Source organism: Mycobacterium sp. (assembly GCF_039583785.1).
Lineage (GTDB): Bacteria > Actinomycetota > Actinomycetes > Mycobacteriales > Mycobacteriaceae > Mycobacterium.
Genome location: NZ_JAVKSG010000204.1, coordinates 1 through 1,721, shown reverse-complemented (window position 1 = coordinate 1,721; position 1,721 = coordinate 1). Strand labels below are relative to the sequence as shown.

Below are 1,721 nucleotides of genomic sequence, written 5' to 3'. Positions count from 1 at the left end.
TCATGTCCGACCCCGCTTCGGCGGGGACAAGCGGGAGCCGAGCCTCTATGCACCAGGCGAAGGCCATGGACGGTGCGGTGTGTCCTGAAAGGGGAGTGACGGCGATGGAGTAGGTCGCCAGCACGAACCGTGCTGTGCCAGTGATGGAGGTAGGCCCTCCGGGATCGCCCTGCAGGGGGAGGTCCCAAACCACCGCAAGCTGCGTCGGTCAAGAGCCGGGGTGGTGAGCGTTGCGGAAAAGGCCCGACTAGATCGGGCCAGGTGTGCGACGAGAAGACGAACATGTGTAAACCACTGCTGACGCATCGAAACAATGGAAAGACGGCACCAGAACCGGGCCTGCGCGCCGCGCCCGGGAGAAGGGCGCGTCATTTGGCGAGCCCGAAGTCAGGAGGCGACCTGCGTGTTGTCCTGGCGGTGTCCGGTGTATAGGTGGCGTGAGCTCGTCGTGGGCGCTGGCATGGAACAGGAGAACCTGTCACCCCGATACCGATCCGGCCGTTCAGTTTGGCTTGTGCAGCCACCCGGCCGGCGAGAGGGAGGACCCCGAGGGGCAGAAACCCCGAGGGGCAGAGTACCGTTGCGGGGTACGGGGGCGGGACGGTCCGCAGTAGTGATGAAGGTCTTGTAATGAGGCTGGAGCGAAGGGACCGTGCAGACCAAGGTCAACTTGAGGCCAACCCCTCGGGGGATGAGTCCAAGGGTGGACCAATGCCGAAGGTGAAGTCGTTTGATATTAACAAGCGTCTCGTTTACGGGGCGTGGATGAAGGTCCAAGCGAACGGTGGAGCGCCGGGCGTGGACGCCGTGAGCATCGAGCGGTTTGCAGACAACGAGAGAGGCAATCTCTACAAGCTGTGGAACCGTATGGCTTCGGGGAGTTACTTCCCTGGGCCGGTGCGAGCGGTGGAGATACCGAAGGACCATGGAGCAGGGGTCAGGGTTTTAGGGGTGCCGAATACGGTGGACCGAATCGCCCAGACCGCAGCAGCGATGCTGCTCGAGGAGAAGCTTGAGCCGATCTTCCATCCTGACAGCTACGGCTATCGTCCTGGGCGAAGTGCCCACGACGCTTTGGCCGTGACTCGAAAGCGCTGTTGGAAGCAGGACTGGATTCTAGATTTGGACGTCCGGGCCTTTTTCGACAGCGTTCCCCACGATCTGATGTTAAAAGCGGTTGCTCACCATACCGACGAGCGATGGGTTATGCTCTACATCGAACGGTGGCTCAAAGCCCCCATGCAGATGCCAGACGGAACCCTCGTGCAACGAGAGAAGGGAACTCCACAGGGTTCTCCGATCTCTCCGCTACTCGCTAACCTCTTCATGCACTATGCGTTCGACAAATGGATGGACCGGGAGTTTTCGGGACAGCCATTCGAGCGCTACGCGGATGATGCGGTCATCCACTGCGACACCGAGGAACAAGCCCGAACTCTGTGGGCCGCACTCGCTGAACGGCTCGGGTCTCTTGGCCTAGAGCTGCATCCCGAGAAGACGAAGATCGTGTACTGCAAGGACGCGAAACGCCGGGGAAGCTTCGAAGCAACCAGCTTCGACTTCCTTGGCTATACCTTCCGGGCTCGTCTGGCTCGTGGCCGACGAGGGTTCTTTGTGAACTTTTCTCCCGCCATGAGCACCAAGGCGAAAAAGGCGAAAGGCAAGCAGATCAGGGACTGGCATCTCAACCGTCGCAGTGGCACGGACCTGTCCGGCATCGC

The 1,721-nt window shown here is 60.9% G+C and carries 1 protein-coding gene; it reads left to right on the top strand.

Annotation, left to right across the window (positions count from 1 at the left end; translation table 11 throughout):
• Positions 1–711: 711 nt before the first annotated feature.
• On the top strand, positions 712–1,721 hold a 1,010-nt coding region (gene ltrA / locus ABDV69_RS21400; protein WP_343577843.1), incomplete at its 3' end, for a group II intron reverse transcriptase/maturase.